General features: G+C 62.5%; 14 protein-coding genes and 2 tRNA genes. 5 read left to right on the top strand and 11 right to left on the bottom strand.

Annotated features, from left to right (window positions below):
* The first annotated feature begins 46 nt into the window (after positions 1 to 46).
* Positions 47 to 1,057 carry an ABC transporter permease gene (locus tag MHX63_RS09605; RefSeq protein WP_239388471.1) on the top strand — a complete coding sequence of 337 codons (1,011 nt, stop codon included), beginning with the start codon at positions 47 to 49 and terminating at the stop codon, positions 1,055 to 1,057.
* Between the two features lie 51 nt (positions 1,058 to 1,108).
* Here the strand turns inward: MHX63_RS09605 and MHX63_RS09600 are convergent, their stop codons facing one another.
* The 4 genes from MHX63_RS09600 to MHX63_RS09585 all read right to left on the bottom strand — a co-directional run bounded on the left by MHX63_RS09600 (position 1,109) and on the right by MHX63_RS09585 (position 5,492).
* Positions 1,109 to 2,758 (bottom strand): carboxylesterase family protein, encoded by a 1,650-nt coding sequence (locus MHX63_RS09600; RefSeq protein ID WP_239388469.1) that lies wholly within the window; start codon positions 2,756 to 2,758, stop codon positions 1,109 to 1,111.
* Between the two features lie 87 nt (positions 2,759 to 2,845).
* On the bottom strand, positions 2,846 to 3,784 hold the full coding sequence (locus tag MHX63_RS09595; protein WP_111712312.1) for a metal ABC transporter permease: 939 nt from the start codon (positions 3,782 to 3,784) through the stop codon (positions 2,846 to 2,848).
* On the bottom strand, positions 3,781 to 4,482 hold the full coding sequence (locus tag MHX63_RS09590) for a metal ABC transporter ATP-binding protein (protein ID WP_239388467.1): 702 nt from the start codon (positions 4,480 to 4,482) through the stop codon (positions 3,781 to 3,783). The genes MHX63_RS09595 and MHX63_RS09590 overlap by 4 nt, the downstream gene beginning before the upstream one ends.
* Positions 4,482 to 5,492, bottom strand: a complete 1,011-nt coding sequence (locus tag MHX63_RS09585) for a metal ABC transporter solute-binding protein, Zn/Mn family (protein ID WP_239388512.1) — start codon at positions 5,490 to 5,492, stop codon at positions 4,482 to 4,484. Before MHX63_RS09585 ends, MHX63_RS09590 begins: the two co-directional genes overlap by 1 nt.
* A gap of 139 nt (positions 5,493 to 5,631) precedes the next feature.
* Here MHX63_RS09585 and MHX63_RS09580 point away from each other — a divergent pair, with 139 nt between their 5' ends.
* Positions 5,632 to 6,741, top strand: a complete 1,110-nt coding sequence (locus tag MHX63_RS09580; protein ID WP_239388465.1) for a LacI family DNA-binding transcriptional regulator — start codon at positions 5,632 to 5,634, stop codon at positions 6,739 to 6,741.
* Here the strand turns inward: MHX63_RS09580 and otsB are convergent.
* The 5 genes from otsB to MHX63_RS09555 form a co-directional block, all read right to left on the bottom strand.
* Positions 6,706 to 7,554 carry a trehalose-phosphatase gene (gene otsB, locus MHX63_RS09575; RefSeq protein WP_239388463.1) on the bottom strand — a complete coding sequence of 283 codons (849 nt, stop codon included), beginning with the start codon at positions 7,552 to 7,554 and terminating at the stop codon, positions 6,706 to 6,708. The genes MHX63_RS09580 and otsB overlap by 36 nt on opposite strands.
* Positions 7,555 to 7,558: 4 nt before the next feature.
* The gene (locus MHX63_RS09570; RefSeq protein ID WP_239388461.1) at positions 7,559 to 8,041 is read right to left on the bottom strand and encodes an META domain-containing protein; all 483 of its coding nucleotides are present in this window, start codon (positions 8,039 to 8,041) and stop codon (positions 7,559 to 7,561) included.
* Positions 8,041 to 9,507: a trehalose-6-phosphate synthase gene (locus MHX63_RS09565; protein ID WP_239388459.1), complete on the bottom strand. Its 1,467-nt coding sequence runs from the start codon at positions 9,505 to 9,507 to the stop codon at positions 8,041 to 8,043. The genes MHX63_RS09570 and MHX63_RS09565 overlap by 1 nt, the downstream gene beginning before the upstream one ends.
* Positions 9,508 to 9,553: 46 nt before the next feature.
* The gene (locus MHX63_RS09560) at positions 9,554 to 9,937 is read right to left on the bottom strand and encodes a hypothetical protein (protein ID WP_239388457.1); all 384 of its coding nucleotides are present in this window, start codon (positions 9,935 to 9,937) and stop codon (positions 9,554 to 9,556) included.
* Positions 9,938 to 10,007: 70 nt separating this feature from the next.
* Positions 10,008 to 11,600, bottom strand: a complete 1,593-nt coding sequence (locus MHX63_RS09555; protein ID WP_370644087.1) for a threonine/serine exporter ThrE family protein — start codon at positions 11,598 to 11,600, stop codon at positions 10,008 to 10,010.
* A 195-nt stretch (positions 11,601 to 11,795) separates the two neighbouring features.
* Between MHX63_RS09555 and MHX63_RS09550 the strand changes: the two genes are divergently transcribed.
* The 3 genes from MHX63_RS09550 (at position 11,796) to MHX63_RS09540 (ending at position 12,800) form a co-directional block, all read left to right on the top strand.
* Positions 11,796 to 11,868 (top strand) — tRNA-Thr (locus MHX63_RS09550).
* 110 nt (positions 11,869 to 11,978) lie between these two features.
* Positions 11,979 to 12,049, top strand: a tRNA-Gly gene (locus MHX63_RS09545).
* A gap of 25 nt (positions 12,050 to 12,074) precedes the next feature.
* On the top strand, positions 12,075 to 12,800 hold the full coding sequence (locus MHX63_RS09540; RefSeq protein ID WP_239388453.1) for a hypothetical protein: 726 nt from the start codon (positions 12,075 to 12,077) through the stop codon (positions 12,798 to 12,800).
* A gap of 15 nt (positions 12,801 to 12,815) precedes the next feature.
* Here MHX63_RS09540 and MHX63_RS09535 read toward each other — a convergent pair whose 3' ends face one another.
* Together MHX63_RS09535 and MHX63_RS09530 are read right to left on the bottom strand one after the other, a co-directional pair.
* Entirely contained in the window at positions 12,816 to 13,325 is a 510-nt protein-coding gene (locus MHX63_RS09535; protein WP_239388451.1) for a GNAT family N-acetyltransferase, read from the bottom strand.
* Between the two features lie 101 nt (positions 13,326 to 13,426).
* Positions 13,427 to 14,104, bottom strand: coding sequence for a L,D-transpeptidase (locus MHX63_RS09530; protein ID WP_239388449.1), 678 nt, complete (start codon positions 14,102 to 14,104; stop codon positions 13,427 to 13,429).
* Positions 14,105 to 14,226 lie beyond the last annotated feature (122 nt).

The following is a 14,226-nucleotide window of genomic DNA, read 5'->3' as shown; positions in this document are numbered from 1 at the left end:
GCGGAACAAAGCGTTCCGATTAATGGGAAGTAGAAAGGGGAAACCCATGTCCAACGCTGTAGATACGCAGAAGAATCTACCAACCCAAACGCCCCCGACCCCCGAGCGCAGTGGTATCGGTCGCCTCACCGCCATCGTCGTCGCGCTCACGGGAATCATCACCCTCATGCTGTTGGCGTTCCTTACTCCCAGCATGCACTCCGGCCCGAAGGATCTCCCCCTCGCGGTCTCTGGCCCGGCGCCTGCTGTTCAGAAAATTGAGGGGATGCTCGAGCAGAAGCAACCCGGTGCCTTCGACGTCACCACCTACGACAATCCAGACGAGGTAAAAACGAAGGTTCTGGAACGCGAAGCGATCGGTGGCATCTCCCTCGGTAAAGATGGTGCAGTCGTCACCATTGCCAGCGGAGCCGGCTTTACCTTCAAACAGACCATGACCGGCCTCGCAGATGGCATGAAGCAGCAAGGCCAGAAGGTCACCGTGGAGGATGTCGCCCCGCTGCCCGATGGTGATCCCACTGGCATGGGTCTAAACACCCTTGCTCTGCCGCTGGCTTTTGGAGGCATGTCCTCGGCCGCGCTGCTGACCTTCGGACTCAAGGGGCGCCGTTGGGGCCGGGTGGTCGGCGCAGCCGTGTTCTCCATTCTGGCCGGTCTGGTGCTCGGTGCGATCATGCAGTACGGGTATGACCTGTTCGACGGAAACTATATTGAGCTGGCGGGAATCCTCGCGCTGGGTATCGCCGGTACCTCGATGTTCGTCCTCGGCATGGAATCCCTGCTCGGCGGCGCAGGTCTGGGCATCGGCGCGATCATCACGTTGTTTGTTTCCAACCCGCTGTCCGGCATCGCGACGGGTTGGCAGTGGCTGCCTAGCCCCTGGGGTTGGTTCGGCCAGTACCTACCTATCGGCGCAGCTGGCACTGCGGTGCGGTCCGTCGGCTATTTCGATGGCCACGGCATTACCCATGCGGTGGTTGTTCTGTGCTGTTGGGTTGCGCTCGGTGTGGGCATGGTCGCCCTGGCTTCGTGGCGGAAGCGTCGCGCTGCTAAGTGACGCCCGTTCGTCCCAGCCGTAGCCGGCTCCAGCGCGAGCCGATAATTGGCGCTAGCCGAACATTTCCTCCTGCTTATCCCACTGGACCTGTGCCCACGCCTCCCGCAACTCGGGCTGTGGGTCGTAGATGGTTTCCTCGCCGGTGGGGAAGTGGGCGTCAAAAACCTGCGTGGCGAAGCCCAGCGAATAGGGATCAAAACCTGGGTCGTGAGAGTGCACGAACTGCCTCCACCGCGACTGCATGGCGACGGAGGTGGCGCGCATCTCGTCGCGACCGCCAAGTAGTACTGCAATGCGCCCCTTGTCCTGATCGTAGCGCTGGAAGAGGATCGGCAGATCTAGGGCGTGTACTGCGCCCATGCCCGTAGCGCGCAGGAACGGGGTGGTCGTGTCCAGGCGGTAAACCCATGCCCGGTCACTCGGGTGGTTCTGCGCCAGGTACCAGGAGGGGCCGGTGAACAGCGCATCGCCAAAGAAGCGGCCCTTTAACTTGCGGGACTTCGGTCCGCCGTAGTGCCGGTCCAGAATGTCGGTGGCGTGTGCGGCGGAGCCAGAAATCGCGTGTGCGAAGGTGCGACTGCGCGCGTATTGAATGGAGCTGGGCTTCGGCTCTAGGTGCATCATGTCGTATTCGTTGCGGTTAGAGCCGATGAGCAGCGGAACATCCATCATCGCGCCGGGGGATAGCGGGTGCTCCGGCAGCAGGTCGCCGTCGATCACCGGAGCGAACGGACCGGCCTTAGAGATCGGGTTGTCCGCGTGGAAGCGCACCATCTCGTCCGAGAGGCGGCCCAAGGTTGCGTGCTCGGCGGTCAGAAGGTCTGCGGTGGCGGCCTGCAGCTCCTCATCGCTGAGCTCCGGTGGTGCCTGGCGAACCGGGGCGCGCTGGTCCAGAGGCAGGGATTCTTCCGCCCGCATGCGGTGCAGCCAGCGGGCGGCGAAGTCTGTCCAATACTTCGCGTTGGAGCGAGTGTGGGCGATCATCGGGGCGGGGGACTGCGCGATGGCGGCGCTGAACAACCCCTTCGCTGAAGGGGTGGCCAGCAGGGAGGTGACCATGGAGCCGCCGCTGGATTCGCCCATGATGGTCACGCGGTCAGGGTCGCCGCCGAAAACGCGGGCGTTATCGTGGATCCAGCGCAGAGCCGTCAGCAGGTCGGAGTGGCCCGCGTTGGTATCCATGTCGTCGGGAGTGTGCGTGCCCTCGCCCAGGGCCAACTGGCCGAAGATACCCACGCGGTAGTTCACGGCCACATACACGCAGTCGATGGCCTGGGTGAAGTACTCGCCGGACAGCAGGGGCTTGTTCGCCGAGCCGTGGATGTTCGATCCGCCGTGGAAATAGACCACCACCGGGCGGCAAGCTTCCGGGTCGATGGCGGGCGTGGGGGAGTGCGCGGGACGGGGAACCACTACATTGAGCCAGAGGCAGTCCTCCGTGCCCTCCCAGTTGCCTGCGGATTTGCGCGCCGGACGGTACTGGGAACATGCGTCGCCGGAGGTCGCGGCGTTAAAAACGCCCTCCCACGGTGCGATGGGCTCGGCCCGGCGGAAGCGACGCTCTCCGGTGGGCTTTTCGGCGTAGGGGATTCCGCGGAAGGCGGTTACGCCGTTCTCCGCGTGCCCTTTAACCAGGCCGGTGGTGGTACGGACGATCCAGGGGTTGGAGGGTTGTGGGTTCGCAGACGTCTCGGTAATCACAAGTGCTACCTTAACGAGCCGCGCTGCCTCTGTCCCTCTTCCGGGGGAGGTGCTTATGTTTTTATGCGCTTTATGCGCCCGGCTTGTTTAGGCGTGGTGTGCATGGCCTGCGGCCTCGTTGCTGGTCTGCTTCGAGATCGACTCGCCAGCAGCCGAATACTCCCGCGCCCGCACCGCATCCGCCTGCACGTGTCGGGAACGCATCCAGGCGATCCCACGGCAGATCAGGTAGATCACAAAGCTCAAGGTGGTCACGAACACCGAAACTGGCAGCCCCGGCGCCAGCGATGCCACTAGCCCGCCGACCGCCGACACCACGGAGAAAACGCCCGACAGTACCACAGCCAACACCGGGTTGCTGGTCACCTTCACCGCCGCCGCGCCGGGCGTGATTAGCAGCGCGATCAGCAGCAAAGCTCCGACGATCTGCACACCCTGGCTGGCCACCACACCAATCAGCGCGGCGAATACGAGCGCCAACACGCGCACCTTCACACCCGAGGCTGCGGCCAGCACCGGATCCACCGTGGCGAACAACAGTGGCCGCCACAGCAACGCCATCGTCACCACCACCAGCACGGCCAGTACCGCTAGGATGCCCAGCGAGGCAGAGCTTACGCCCACAATCTGGCCTGTCAGCAGGCTAAAAGCCGCGGAAGACCTGCCGGGGTAGAGGTGGATAAACAACACCGATAGGCCCATGCCGAAGCTCAAGATCACCGCCACGATGGCGTCCTGCTCCCTTTGCCCCAACGCCGTCAGCGCTACGGCGGCCAGCACCGCGCCGATTAGCGCGCCCCAGCTCACGCTAAAGCCGAACAGTAGCGCGGCGGCGGCGCCCATCAGCGCCAGCTCGCCGGTGGAGTGCGCGGCGAAGCTCATCTTCCGCATCACGATCAGCGGGGCGATCGCGCCGGAGACAATTCCCAGCAGCAGCGCCGCCAGCAGCGCATTCTGCACGAAGTCCACCGAAAGCAGTGCGAGGGTGTCTTCCCACCAGTCGCCGGTGTGGAATTGGCTGCTCATACGACCACCAGCTTTCCGTCTACGTTCACTACCTTCACGTCCGTCTGGTACAGGCGGGAGAGCGTCTCGCTGTTCATGACCTCATCCACCGTGCCGATCGTGTGGCCGTGCGGGGCGAGGTACAGCACCCGGTCGGTCACGTTCAGGATCGGGTTGATGCCGTGGGTGACAAACACGATTGCTGTGTTGTGTTCCCGCCGCCTGCGATCCAGTAGTTCCACGGTCTTCTTCTGCGCGCGCAGATCCAGGGAAAGCAGCGGCTCGTCGCACAGCAGCAGCTCTGGGTCCTGTGCCATCGCCTGCGCCTGCCGGATCAGTTGTTGCTGCCCGCCCGACAGCTCGCCGACCCGCCGATTGGCCAGGCCGGTCGCACCTACTTCTTCGAGCGCCGCGTCGATCTGGGCTTTCTTCGGTCGCCTATTCTTTATGACGCCCGCTGCGAGCGCGAGGCTGACCAGATCTCTCGCGCGTAGCGGAATGGTCGGGTCGAACATCCTTTGTTGGGGGATGTAGCCCAGCTTTTCCGTCACACTGACGCTGCCGCGGCTGAGTTTGCGGGTGCCGAGGGCGACGTTCAGGAGGGTGGATTTTCCCACTCCGTTGGGGCCCAAGATAGCCAAAAACTCCCCTGGCGCGACCTCGAGGTTGAGGTCGCGCCAGAGGGGTTCGACTGCCGCATCGCGGAGAGCGAGGACCATTACTTGGTTGCATCCTCCAATTGCTTGATCAGGGCGTCGGCGTACTCGAAGTAGTCCTGGCCCTCATCGGGGGTTTCGTTGACGTTTACTACCTTAATGCCAGCTTCCTTGGCGGCGTCGGTCAGCTGTTCGGCTGCCGGGGTTTCCGACTGCTCGTTGGTGATGAGGATGTCGGCCTTCTTGTCCGTGATCAGCTGGCGGGTGGTTGCCAGATCAGCTGCGGAAGGCTCGGACTCGTTATTCACCGAGTGGGCAAAGCCCTCCGGGGTGACGTCCTTCAGCTCGGAATCGTCCACCAGCTCGGCGGCGACGGACTCGGTGAGGATGACGTTCTTGCCGCTCAGCTTCTCGATGCGCTGCTTCAGTTCGTCAGTCTTCTTGGTTACGTCCTCGTTGGATTCTGGGATGTCGGAGTTGAGCTTGTGCAGCTCGGCGGAGAGCTTCTGCTCGAACTCGGAGACGACGTCCAGGTCGAACCAGACGTGGGGGTTGGCTCCACCGTGGTCGTGACCCTCGTGATCGTGCTCGTCACCATGCTCATGGTCGTGACCCTCGTGTTCATCGTGCTCGGCATCTTCGCCGTGCTCGTGGTCATGACCGTGGTCGTGCCCCTCCGCACCGTGCTCGTGTCCCTCGTCGCCGTGGTGGTGCGCCTCGGCCAGCGGCTGGGCCGTAACCAGCGGAGTGCCCTCCTCCACGTTGTCGGTCAGCCAGTTGTCGTAGCCCGCGCCGTTGGCGACCACGATGTCCGCGTCCTTAACCGCCGCGATGTCACGGGCAGTGGCCTCGTACTCGTGCGGGTCGTCGTCCTTGCTGCTGAGGATGGTGGTCACCTCAACGTCATCGTTTCCCTCGGTGATGTCTTCCGCAATGCTGCCCCAGATGGAGGTGGAGGCGACGAGCTTGATCTCGTCTCCATCGGCGGCGGGATCCTCGGAGCCGCCGGCGCAGGCGGTTACGCCCAACGCCAACGTTGTGATACTAAACACTGCTGCGATATTGGCAACCATTTTCTTCATTCTTCCGAGGTTAGTGGTCACGAAAACGATCGTCAATATGAAGTTTGAATCTTCCACGGAACCCCGCGGCAGCCAGGAGAAGGTGGCGTCAACCCCCAAGAAGGAAGAACCGGCGACTACCCTTAAGAGAATGAACAGACCAGCACGGCGCGGCACCTTGGCCTCCATTGCGGCCGAACTGGGCGTTTCGCGCACCACGGTATCGAATGCGTACAACCGCCCGGACCAGCTTTCGCCCGAGCTGCGCGACAAGATCCTGCATCTCGCAGAAAAGGTCGGCTACCCAGGGCCGGACCCAATGGCGCGCTCGCTGCGCACGCGCCGGGCGGGGGCGATCGGCGTGCTGCTGACCGAAGAACTGCCCTATGCGTTCGAGGACCAGGCCTCGCTGGAATTCGTCTCCGGTGTGTCGGTGAGCTGCGGGTCGATGGATGCCTCCATGCTGCTCATCCCGGCGGGCGTGGACGATACCCCCAGCGCCGACCGCCCCGCACAACTGGTGAACCAGGCCAGCGTGGACGGGTTCATCGTCTACTCCGTGGCGGTCGACGACCCGTACCTCGCCGCCGTCCGCAACCGCGGCCTGCCAACCGTGGTGTGCGACCAGCCCGCCGGAGTAGGTGACCCCTTCGTGGGGATCGACGACCGCGAGGCCATCAAGCCCGCCATCCGCGAACTCGTCGACGCAGGTCACCGCCACATCGGTGTGCTGTGCATCCGCCTGGACCGCACCCCGAACAACGGGCCGGTGAGCAACGAACGCATCCAGGGCGCGCACATGCACGTACAGCGCTCGCGAGTGCTGGGAATCCTGGACGTGCTCGAGGAAGCCGGGATCTCGGACGCACCCATCGTCGAGCGGCACATCAACAATCCCCAGACCGCCTTCGAAGCCGCCCAGGAGCTGCTGACCAACCACCCCGAGCTCACCGCCGTCGCCTGCACCACCGATTCGCAGGCCCTTGGGGTGGTGCGTTACGCAGCCGAGCAGGGGATCGGCGTACCGAGCCAGCTCTCTGTTACGGGTTTCGACGGTATTCCCGAAGCTATTGACGCCCACATCACAACCGTCCGCCAACCCAGCAAAGACAAAGGTCTGGAGAGCGGCAATATGCTTGCCGAACTCATCGAACAGCGGTTGAGCGAAAACCCGGCCAAACCCGCCCGCCGGGCAGCGGCGCCGAGCGTGCTGCTGGAGACTGAGCTAATCCGCGGAACGTCCGTCGCGGCGCCGCAGTAGATCCTGCAGGAAGTCCCGGACATCCTCCGGGGTATCCAAGCGAAGCGTGGCGGAGGTCTCCCCGCCGCCGACGCGGATGCCGACGTCCGAGCCGGGCGCGGCGGCCGGCGGGGTGCCCGGTGAGGTGGCAGGGGAGTAGCGCAGCGTGGAGAGCACCGTCTCGTCCGTCGTGTCATCTCCCGCGAACAGCACCCGCAGCTCCCGGCCGTGCTGGCGTGCGTAAGCGCGGCGGAAATCCTCGATGTAGGAGCCCTTGGTGGTCTTATCCACCGCGACCTCCAGAATGTCCTTACCCCACGTCACCTGGGAAAGCTCGCTGGTGGCGGCGAAATCCGCCAGGCGCTGATTCAGCTGCGCGGCCAGCTGCTTATCCGGAACCAGGCGGGTGTGTAGTCCCACCGCCAGGGGCTTGACCTCCACCCACGCACCCTCGTGCTCAGCGGCAATGGCCTCCGCGTGGGAACGCAGCTTGTTCAGCCAGGACTGCTGCTCCGGGCTTAGGCTCGCCGTGCCACCGTCGGCGGGTTCCGCGCCGTGGCTGCCGACCAGGCGCACCGGGCCGTGCGCGGGCAGCATCGTCGCATGCGCAAGCTGCTCCAAGTTGCGCCCGGAAATCACCATCGCCACCGTGTTTGGCAGCTCCGCCAGCCTCTCCAGAGCGTCCATCGCACCCGGCACGGCGTGCACACCCGTTGGCTCGTCCGAGAAGTGGGCCAGGGTGCCGTCGAAATCCATCGCTACCAGTAGGTCTGGGGCGGCGGCCAGGCTGGAGAGGTCGGCGTCAGAAAGAAAGGGCAGTAACGAACCATCCATGCGCCTAACCCTCCTGCGGACCGCTAATGAACTCAACCGCCGGGACGGACTGCCAATCCTGCTTGTCCTCCGGCGCGGGCTGCTGCAGCTTCAGCGAGTTATCGGAAGGGCGGGTGTAGGTGAGGTCCTGGTCGTTGAGGACGGACTTCAGGCGGTCGGCAGTGTCCTCGTCGCCTGGTAGGCACTGGGCGCCGTCGATGCGGGAGGAGGAGAAGTCGGTGATGTGTATGGACTCGTCCTTCCACTCCACGTTTCCAGTCAAGTGAACACAACCGCTGGCGCCGTTCAGCGATTCCATGCCGAAGATCATGTAACTGCGGCCCTGCTGAGCTTCCGGCAGTAGGCCGCCACGCACGTCCGTATCGTAGATCGCCGAAACCTGCCACTGGGAGTTGCCCAGCGGCGCCTCTGGATCGGAGCACGCCGAAAGGCCGGCCACGGTTGCAGCGCTTAAACCAAGAGCGAGGAAAGTAGCGGCACGGCGCATTATTCAACCTCCCTCAGCTGCTGCAAGAACGCATCGGCCCAACGGTTGACGTCGTGATCCTGCAGGTGCTCCCACATCTGGCGCATGCGGCGAATCTTTTTCGCGGGCTCGTCCTCGATGGCCAGCTGCAGCGCGTCGGCGATGGAGTCGACGTCGTGCGGATTGCACAGGTACGCCTGCACCAGCTGTGTGGCCGCGCCCGCGAACTCCGAGAGCACTAGCGCGCCGGAACCGTCCGAGTGGCAGGCCACGTACTCCTTGGCCACCAGGTTCATGCCATCCTTCAGCGGGGTGATCAGCATGACGTCCGCCGCGGTATACAGTGCCACGATCTGCTCGAACGGCAGGCCGGAGTGCATGTAGTGGATCAGTGAACGCCCCAGGCTGCCATGGTTGCCGTTGATGCGGGAAACTATGGCCTCCACCTGCTGGCGGGTGCGCCGATAATCATCCAGGCGCTCGCGTGATGGGGTGGCGACCTGCACCATAGCCACGTCTTCCGGGGCCAGGCGGCCGGAGTCTAAGAGGAACTCGATGGCCTCTAGGCGGTGCTGGATGCCCTTGGTGTAGTCCAGCCGATCCACGCCCGCGATCAGTACCTTCGGGTTACCCAGCCGGGCGCGCAGGTCGCTAGCCTGAGCCAGCACATCCGGCTGATTGGCCCGCGCGTTTACCTTCGCGGAGTCGATGGAAATGGGGAACACGCCCACCTTGACCTGGCGGCCAGAATCCAGCGTGACGGTGCCGACCACCTGCGCCTCCTCCGGTAGCCGGGCGCCGCGCAAGAAGTTCGCGGACTCGGAATCGTCCACGATCTGCACCGAATAATCCATGGCCCGCAGCGCCACCATGAAATTACGTGCGGAATCCTGGGTGTGGAAGCCCACCACGTCCGCGCCCAGCGTGCCGTCCAGCACCTGGCGGCGCCACGGCAGCTGGCGGAAAAGCTCAGGGGCGGGGAAGGGGATGTGCAGGAAGAAGCCGATGCAGATATCGTCGCGTAGTTCGCGCAGCTGACCGGGAACCAGGTGTAGCTGGTAGTCCTGCACCCAGACGGTTGCGTCCTGCGCGGCCGTATCCGCCGCCGCCTGGGCAAAACGCTGATTAACCTGTTGATAGCGTTCCCACCAGCGCTTATCGTAGGTGGGGTGCACGATCAGGTCGTGGTACAGGGGCCAAAGGGTGGCGTTGGAAAAACCTTCGTAGAACTGCGCGAAATCCTGCGCGTCCAGGTTCACCGGAACCATCTGGATGCCGGCTTCCTCCGGTGCGGGCATGTCTTCAGCCGCGACCTCATCCGTCGCCCCCGGCCAGCCGATCCACGCGCCGCGGTTAGATTCCAGTACTGGCTTCAGTGCAGTGACCAGCCCACCCGGGGAAGGAACCCACGTGACCTCCCCGGTGGCCCCATCCACGTTGCGGTCGACGGGAAGGCGATTGGCGACAACCAGAAAATCGGACTGCATGTGTATCACCCGTGTCGGTGCAGTTAGGCGGTTTATTCGCTATGTGCTACTCGCTAGCCTTGGTAGCCTTCTTCGCCGTCTTCTTAGTGGTTTTCTTTGCGGCCTTCTTGGTGCTCTTCTTCGTCGACTTTTTCGCAGCCTTTTTAGTGGTCTTCTTCGTAGACTTCTTGGCCGTCTTCTTTGCGGCCTTCTTGGTGGTCTTGCGAGTGGACTTCTTGGCCTCCTGCTCCGCCTCTTCGAGCTCGGCAACCACGCGACGGTGGATCAGCCCCTCCGGCTCCACGCCCAGCATGCACATCAGTGTTGCAGCGTCGAGGAAGTCCTCGGAGAAGGTCGCGACGATGCGCTGCGCTGCCTGTGCGGTTTCCGCTTCTACCGCGTGCAGGGATTCATTGTTGGCGGAACGGTTGTCGGTGACCTTCGGAGGCACGAGCCTGACCCCATTTCTACAAAGTCGACGTACGGAACTTTAAGTCTCAACTTTAAATATTTTACGCGATTTAGTGTTCGCTCGTGCCCGCCGGGTGGTCTTCGGTCTGTTCTTCGCCCTCTGCCGCGCGCATCTCGCTAGCCAGCTGCCACGTACTCTTCGACGCGCTCCTGCGGCGCCTACGCCAGTGCAAAGGCTGGCGAACCCGTCCATCGGCACCCATCCGGGGTTCGTTCTGGTTTGTCCGTCGCGGATCCACGCGGGGACGTCGCAGCTGCTGGTAGCGGTGCAGAATGCGGGGGCGGCGAATGCGGCGGGCGATCCACTCGCCCAGCACCACGCCCGCAGCCAGTGCGGTCGCGGTTGTCAGCGCGAGGCCCAGATTGGACATACCGACGACGAATTGGTCGTTGAGGACGGAGCTCATGCCCCGGTACAGCGCCAGGCCGGGCAGGAACGGGGTGATGCCCGCGGCAGCGGTGATCTGCGGGGGAATCATGTAGCGACGGGAAAGCAGACCACCGGCCAGGCCGACGACCAGGGCGGCCATTGCGGTGCCGAAGGTGCCGGGCCAGTTGAGCACGTTCGTCACGCTGAACAGGGCCAGAGAGGCAATTAGAGCCGTCAGGCTGGCGACCACGGTGGCGCGCCGCTCGCAGAAGCAAGCGCTGCAGAAGAACGCCGTGGCTACAGCACCAGAGATGATCTGAATGGTCACCGAACCCAGCACACCCGAGGTATGAGTCGTATCCAACGGCGGCAGGGTAATACCCATGACGGCCATCGTCTGAATGCCGGCAGCAATGCCGGTAATGATGCCGCCGGTTTGCAGAACCGTCTCATAGAAACGTGCAGCGGAGGTGACCGGGGCGCCCGTTATGCCGTCCTGTAGCGCCTGGACCAGCGTCAATCCTGCGAGCAGGGCGACAATAGAAGAACCGATAATCAGCGAGGGCGGCAGGTAGAAATCGATCCGATCCGCAATCGAATACGTCACCGCCGCCGGGATCACCGCCGCGAATCCGCCGAGGACGTTCTGAAAGAACAGCGGCAGGGACTTCGAGGCCAACCAGGCGTTGGCGAACATAGTGAAGATAGTGGTTATGCCGGCAACGATAGCCACGGCCCAACCACCCCCGAGCAGCAGCGCGACGGCAGCGGCGAACCCGCCCCAGCTGGCTAGTGCATAGCGGTTGCGGTAGGGCAGCAAGGAAGTTTCAATGTCGAAGAGGATCTTCTGCGCCATCTCCAGGGGAGTGGCGCCCGCGACGATCGAGCGGATGAGTCGGTCGACCTCGGTGATGCGGGAAAAGTCTGTCGACAGCTGCCGCACTACGCGGAACATGTTCGTCGGCGGCGTGTTTTCGTTGAAGCGCGAGTAGACGTAGATCGTGTTCAACGTGATGTCGACGTGCGTGTTGTTCAGGCCGTAGGCACTCATGATGCTTCGGATCTGTGCCTTCGCATCCGAATTGCTGGTGCCCGCGGTGAGGAGCTGGTCGCCGATGCGGCTGGCAAGATCCATCACTGCGTGAACCTTTACGGGATCGGAAAGATCCACCGGCGCCAAAGGGGATGGCGGCGGTGCTAAGCGGATAGCATCGATCGTTGCCCTGTTGCCGGAAAATAGCAGGTTAGAGCTCCTTCTCAATGCCCTCGACATGAAATTAGACACCTCCACACCGTACATCGGGGCTAGGGAGATTTCACAAGAGCCTGTTCCCCCAGGTGGGATGGGGTGACAGGAGGGAGTTTTACCGTTCGCAGGTGTGGCTTGCTAGGCTTGGAAAGTCCATCGCCTGCGGGTGAGCACCGGCCGTTGCTGGTTCCTAAAACTCGCAAATAAAGGTGGATCAGTGCTGGAGTGGCGCAATCGGTAGCGCAACGGTCTTGTAAACCGTAGGTTGCGAGTTCAAGTCTCGTCTCCAGCTCACCTCACGCCCAGGGAGTTCGCCCGCCTTTCGTGGCTGCCGAAACCCTGGTGCTAGAGTGTTCGACAGCACGCTAGGGGCTGCATCGATGCAACCCGCGTGCTGGAGCTGCCGGCGTAGTTTAGTGGTAGAACATCAGCTTCCCAAGCTGAGAGTGCGAGTTCGATTCTCGTCGCCGGCTCAAATTTCAAAGGTATGGTTTTGGTATGCCTAAACCCACACGCTCACCACAAAAAATCGCTGATCTGCTTACTCCTAAGGAATCACAGGTACTGATCCGTTCGCTCCGAGCCGCACTGGTATCTGGCGCGGAAAGTTATGACGGACTTGTAGGTACTCTGGTTAATTTCCCGGATTTCTTGGATGTTCCTGAAGATTGGAAACAGCGCCTAGCAGAGCTACCAACTCACCAGGACAACTACCTTGACTTGTCCAAGGACTTTCTGGACGAGGTAGCCCTGACGTTGACAGCTGAAATGGAACCCTGGGCAGGAAAAGTCACCGATTTCGATCGCCTGCAATGCTCCATCTTGGAAATGCGCGCCGAAGGTGTGGGCATCTGGGTTTTCGATGACTGGGGGTCGATAGACAGTGACGACGAAGAGATCGGCGAGGCACTCATCCCCTATGAGATCGCAGAAGATTTTGATTTGCAGGAAGTAGAGATCCAGTTCTACGTCCGGTCCTTCTCGGGCCAAGTGACCGAGGCGAGGCAAATCATCGTCGATAAGTTGGAAAGCTACGGCTTCAACCCAGAGTGGGACGAGGGTGCTACGGGGCCTGTGCAGGGCCCAATTTCCGTTCGAATGATGTGGCAGCCGCACAGCATCCTCGAGGAAGGCTGGGATGAACTCTACGAAACCCCGGAAGAATACCTAGCCAGCCTTGATTCACCGGTAAACCAAAAGCCGTCCGACGGCGACGTCGATTAACTCCCTGAACCAGCGTTACTCGAACGTGTACAGCATCACGTGCGCGTGCTCGGCCTCGTCCACGCCCTTTTCGACGTATCCGATCTTCTCGTAGACGTGCTTCGCGCGGTCGTTGCCGAAAACGACGCACAGGCTTACGCCCGGCTTGCCGTCGGCCTTCGCCTGATCCAGCACTGCCTGCATCAGTTTCGTGCCTAGTCCCTTGCCCGTGTTGCCGGGCGCCATCGCGATCGCTACCTCGGGATATTCCTCGGATACGTAGCCGTAGCCGTGGTTTTCTTCCGTAGAGTCGAGCAGCCATGCTGCGCCGATGGACTCGCCGTTTTCTTCGACGATGACGCCACCTTGTCCCTCGGTCCAGCCATCCACGTAGAACACAGTGTCCTCGTCGAAGGTCTCCGAGTACTCCCTGTTCGGGTCACCCCAGGTATCCGTCTCAGCGTTCATCTTGTGAATGAAGGGCCGGTCGGCTTCGACCGCGCGACGGAAGGTGAACTGTTCAGGGGCGTCTTTGTGAGAAGTCATAAGAATAAGCGTAGCGAAAGCAACCCCCAGGGCGAAGGCGCTCAGGTGTGGCGCCTGCCCTGGGGGTGGGTGGTTAGGCTGGTGAACCTTGTGTGGGTGTCCTAGTAGATGTAGATTCGGTCGCCGACGTTCAGTGCATTGAAGAAGTTCTTGGCGTGTGGGGCAGCCAGGTGGATGCAACCGTGGGACATTACGTTCGGGGAGCCCTGGTGGAAGGCGTGGCCGTTATTGGTGAAGTACACGGAGTAGGGCATCGGAGCGTTGCCGTAGGTGCGGGAGTAGTCGTCCTTTACCTTGCGGGTGATGACGTGCCAGCCCTTCGGAGTTTCGTAGCCACGCTTACCAGTGGAAACTTTTACCGGGCCGTAGCTGGTCTTTCCGCCGCGCTGCAGCCAGGCAGTCTGGTTGCGCAGGCTAACGCAGCCGCGGGCGTTTTTCGGGCACGGAGTGTTGCGTGGTGCCGGGGCGGGGCGCTTCTTTGGAGCCGGACGCGGTGCGGGCTTGTTGGCACGCTCGCGGGCGGCCAGGGCGCCGGGAGCGAAGAAATTAGCGGCATCGTCGGCTGCGCGGTTGATCTGGCCACGGGCGGGCTCTGGCAGACCACGGGTGCTGTTGTGGACGTTATCGCGGGCGCCCAGAACGAAGTTGTTGATGTCCTGCTGAGAGGAGCCCAGCGGAGCAGCGGAGGCGGCACCGGTGCCCAGGGAAGCAGCCATCATGGTTGCGACACCGGCAGCAGCGAGGCGGTGGCGGAGGGAGCGAGAGTTGGATTTCGTCATGGGGATAGCTTATCGGGTCTTATCGGGAATATGTGCACTGAATCACGGGTTAATTTTTAGATTCTTTCCAGAACCATTGCTGCTTTCGAAAGCAATCTAGTTGGTGAGCGGAGGCCGCAAGA

This window comes from Corynebacterium sp. ACRQK (genome assembly GCF_022345965.1).
Taxonomy (GTDB): Bacteria; Actinomycetota; Actinomycetes; order Mycobacteriales; family Mycobacteriaceae; genus Corynebacterium.
This window is presented reverse-complemented; position numbering and strand designations above follow the sequence as displayed.